Below are 4,413 nucleotides of genomic sequence, written 5' to 3'. Positions count from 1 at the left end.
CTGTCAGGCTTACGGATTTCCAGGAGAGGGATGTTAAGCACTTTGATGTTTCCGCCGACGGCAGCACCGTGGTCCTGCAGGGCTGGGACCGCCTCTACTCCCTGGACCTGGAAGATGCCGAAGCTGAGCCCCAGCCCATAAATCTGCGAGCAGGAGATGACGGCCCGGACAGGTATGAGTTGCGAAGGATAGACAGGGAGGTGACTGAAGCGGCCCTGAGCCCGGACAACCAGGTCCTGGCCCAGGTGGCTTACGGCCGGGTTTTTGTGCGCCATGTGGATGAGTACAGCCCCACCAGGCCGGTAACTCCGGGTACCCATGCCCGTCACCGTCACCCGGCCTGGTCTCCGGACGGTTTGCGGCTATATTTCACCAGCGATGCCCATGGCACGGATTCCATATACAAGGCCAGAGTAGCCCTGACCAGGGAGGAAATCAGGCTGGGGGTACACGACATAACTGTTGACGGCCAGCCTGAAAAAAGCCCGCAAAAGACCCCGCCTGAAGAGTCTGAAGTTAAGCCTGACAGGGAAGAGCAACGCCTGCAGGGGCAGCCTGAGAAGGACTTGCGGGAGGTGGAGGATGAAGCAGATGATCCCTTTGCACCTCTGGATCCCGTGGACCCGGGTGCCCCCCGCGGACCGGACCCTGCACCGGAACCTGGAACGGACCCGGCCCATGATCCCGACCCTGAGCCGCAAGAGGAGCCTGAAGAGGACCTTGGCCTGGAACAGGCTGAAGGTCTGCCCGGAAAAATGGACCCTGCACGGTGGCAGGATGCTGTTCATTTCGAGGTTGTCCCGGTTGTGGACAGCGGCCTAAACGACCGTCGGCCCTCTCCGTCCCCGGATGGCAAACGCCTGGCTTTTCTTCGCGGTCCTGGAGACCTGATGGTGAAAGACCTGACTTCAGGAAAGAAGCAGACGCTGGTGGAGGGCTGGGACTTCAGTATGCACTGGCGCTGGTCTCATGACGGACAATATATCGCCTATTCCCAGAACGATCTCAATTTCAGTTCCAATATCTTCATAGTCCCTGCAGACGGTTCTGAAGAACCTGTCAATATAACCAGGCATCCGCGAAACGATCTCAATCCCCGCTGGTCGGCCGACGGACGGATACTGAGCTTTATTTCCAACCGATCGGGTGACAACTATGATGTATACAGGGTCTACCTGGATCCGGACATGGAAAATATGACCACCAGGGAACTGCATAATTATTACCGTGAGGCCGGCAAAGAAGCGGAAAAAATTCGTCCCCTGCCGGTGCGGCTTCCAGGCAGCCCTCCCGTTCCGACTCCCTTGAGTCTCGAACCATGGGAGATGGACCTGGAAAACGCCTGGCGCAGGATAGAGCCAGTGACAAACTCATCCCTGAACAAGACCTCAAACGAAATGACCCCTGGAGGGGATCGCTTCCTGTTTAATTCCGGAGGAGATGATCTCGTCAGTCTCAAGTGGGACGGCAGCGAGCGCAAGCGACTAAGTTCCGCCGTGAATGTTCAGGGGCTGGATATTACCGGCAAGAGTGCAGTGTACACACTGCGCGGAGAAGCAGGTATTGCACCTCTGGACGGTGGAGAGCACAGACGCCCCGGGATTTCAGAGAATATCCGCATAGATAAAAAGGAGCAGTCCCTGCAGAAATTCCGGGAGGCGGCCAGGGTAATGCAGGAGCACTTTTACCTGTCTGACATGAAGGGTCTTGACTGGCCTTCGTTGACCCGGGAATACGAAGAACTTGTAAAGCGCACCAGGACGGCCAGCGAATTCAGCGACATCTCCAACCGCTTTATGGGAGAACTCGGGGCCTCGCACACCGGGGTTTTCAATCCGGGTCCGGAGGCAGGGACTCGCGAACCCTCGGGCCGTCTGGGCATTGATTACCAGCAGGTTTCCCTGGAGGACGGAGGTTATGGGTTCAGGGTCAAAGATGTTGTGCCCGGGGGGCCGGCACATCGCTCAGCTGTTTCTTTGCAGCCCGGGGACATAATCACACATATTGACATGCACCGGTTTGAAGAGCCCGAGACCCTGCTGCAAAGACTGCGGGGGACAGCGGGCCGCGAGGTGGTTGTAGGCTTCAAACGTCCTGCAGAGGATGGTTTTTTAAACCACAACACCCTGGCAATACCTGTTTCCTATGAGGATCTGACAGCTCTTCGTTACGAGGCCTTCCGGGATGAAAGCAGCAAAAAGGTTTCAAGTCTCTCAGACGGGCGTCTGGGATATATACATATTCAGACCATGAACCAGGCATCTCTGGAGGACTTCCAGGCTCATCTGTACGCTGCAGCCCAAGGAAAAGAGGGACTGATAATAGATGTGCGCAACAATGCCGGGGGTTACACAACAGACCTTATCCTGGCCTCCATAATGACCAGGGAGCATGCCTATACCGTACCTGCCGGGGCTGATCCGCAGAAGACCGGGCATTATCCCCAGGACCGTCTGCCTGTGCCGCGCTATACCCTGCCCATAAACATGCTGGCCAATGAAAAGAGCTATTCCAACTCGGAAATTCTGGCCCATGCCTTCAAGACTCTGGACCGGGGAGTGCTGGTGGGGGAGCAGACCTACGGCGGGGTCATTTCCACCTCGAGCTACAGGCTGATTGACGGGGCACAGGTCCGGGTTCCTTCCCGGGGGTGGTACCTCCCCGATGGTACGGATATGGAGCAAAGCGGTGCCGTTCCCGACCTGCGCGTAGAGCAGACACCGGAAGACGAGGCTGCAGGACGCGATCCTCAGCTGGAAAAGGCGGTGGAGAACCTGCTTGAGCGCTTGTAACCATTCAGGGGGTACCAGCAATCGCCATCGAGAAAAGACTTCAGGCGTTACTCCCCAACCGTGAGCGGCAAAGCCGCCCGTGAGCAACGAAGTTGCCCGTGCCAAAAAAATCTTCTTAGGCACGGGAAGCCTTCAGGCTTCACACGGGTGCTCCGCACACACGGTTTTGAAGAATAAAGATCCCCAGCAAGGAATTACATGCCTGGCAGACAGGCAAATTGGTATATCTCCCCCCTGAAGGGTTGCGAGCGCTTGGAGCTTCCAGTGGAAGAGGACTGATGAATCAGCCATTCAGGGGGATGCCGAGACCGGCCCGGGGACAGTCCCGCCAGAGTCGTGAGTACGAGTAATGACCATCCAGGAGCCTTTGAATGGTTAATTTCTGCCGGCGTATCTAATGGTTGCCTGGATCTGCAAAAATGGCACAGCATGCAATTCCTGCACAGTTTTTTGCATGTCCAGTCCGCACACTTCCCTCCCCGGCAAGGAGAGGTATACTTCTCAATCTCCGCCTCACTGCACCCTCGAGTTACTATATTCTATTTTTTGGCACGCTGGTTGCTATCTAAAGAAGATAACACACGCAAAAAACGGTTTTATTTTTTAATCTTTATTTTGTTTATTATGGAGGCATCCATGCAGGACGGCAAAAATTTCATGGGCTCAGATATAGGCGAATCTGAAATGGATAAAGTGGCCGAAGCCTACAAATCCATTAAGTCCATCAAAGAAAACGTACACAAAGAATTGACTGCTTTGAATGACTCTGATGAAACCCTGCAGAAGCTGGAAAAGGCAGGGGAGGATATGGTCAGAGCAGTAGAGCAGCAGGGACTGGATTTTGAAACTTACAACGAAGCCATGGAAGCAGTGAAAACCGATGATGAACTGCGCAGGTCTTTAAACAAAAGGCTGCAGTCTTCGGGTGAGCATTAATAACATCCCGGATAGATATTTATAAAAAAGTTTTCACTGCATAAAGGTAGTCATATATGTATAACTTAAATTAAAACCAAGGAGGATTTATGTTCGAAAAAATGGGTATCAAGCTTTTGAGTCTGCTTTTTGCTTTCATGCTGGTAATGGGTTTTGGAATGAACCTGCATGCAGCGGATGGCTTTGATGCAGAAGAACCTGCCGCTGAAGAGTATGGCGGAGCCGAAGGCTATGAAGCCCCTGAAGGTTATGAACAATATGAGCCAGAAGGATACGAAGAGTACGAACCTGAAGGCTATGAACAATACGAGCCTGAAGGCTACGAAGAATATGATACCGAAGAATACGAAGAACCTGACTTCTAAAAACCTGCATCCACATTCAGGACCGGCGTAAAGCCGGCTACAAAAAAGGCCCTCCAGCTGGAGGGCCTTTTTTGTGTCTGCTGCGGCGGAGGATCGCCTTGCGACATTTCACTGTAGAAGACAGCACGGTAAATTTCAAAAAAAGTTGTTGCTTCCGCTAAATTGCTTCAGTTAGACAATTTCTTCAGATACGGTAACCGTAACCCTTCAGGGGGGAGATATGCCAATTTGCCTGTCTGCCAGGCGGGTAATGCCCCCGCACATATCCTTAAAACTATTTGCTACCTGCGCACACAAAGCTTGAAGAAACTCTAACAAAT

3 protein-coding genes are annotated in these 4,413 nt (G+C 53.3%); all 3 read left to right on the top strand.

What is annotated here, in order from left to right:
* Window positions 1-2,792: S41 family peptidase (locus D5S03_RS06880; RefSeq protein WP_287043147.1), on the top strand; the 2,792-nt coding region annotated here is incomplete at its 5' end.
* A gap of 636 nt (window positions 2,793-3,428) precedes the next feature.
* Window positions 3,429-3,728, top strand: a complete 300-nt coding sequence (locus D5S03_RS06875; protein WP_287043146.1) for a DUF4168 domain-containing protein — start codon at window positions 3,429-3,431, stop codon at window positions 3,726-3,728.
* 89 nt (window positions 3,729-3,817) lie between these two features.
* Complete coding sequence (locus D5S03_RS06870; protein WP_287043145.1) at window positions 3,818-4,093, top strand: hypothetical protein; 276 nt, start codon at window positions 3,818-3,820, stop codon at window positions 4,091-4,093.
* The last annotated feature ends 320 nt before the right edge of the window (window positions 4,094-4,413 follow it).

The sequence above is a fragment of the Desulfonatronospira sp. MSAO_Bac3 genome, assembly GCF_003838035.1.
GTDB classification, from domain to species: Bacteria; Desulfobacterota; Desulfovibrionia; order Desulfovibrionales; family Desulfonatronovibrionaceae; genus Desulfonatronospira; species Desulfonatronospira thiodismutans.
Note: the sequence above shows the minus strand (reverse complement) of the source record. Positions and strands in the feature narration are given on the sequence as shown.

Excerpts from the sequence above, each read along its gene's own strand:
- D5S03_RS06870 (WP_287043145.1), top strand. The coding sequence starts at position 3,818 with ATGTTCGAAAAAATGGGTATCAAGCTTTTGAGTCTGCTTTTTGCTTTC.
- D5S03_RS06875 (WP_287043146.1), top strand. The coding sequence starts at position 3,429 with ATGCAGGACGGCAAAAATTTCATGGGCTCAGATATAGGCGAATCTGAA.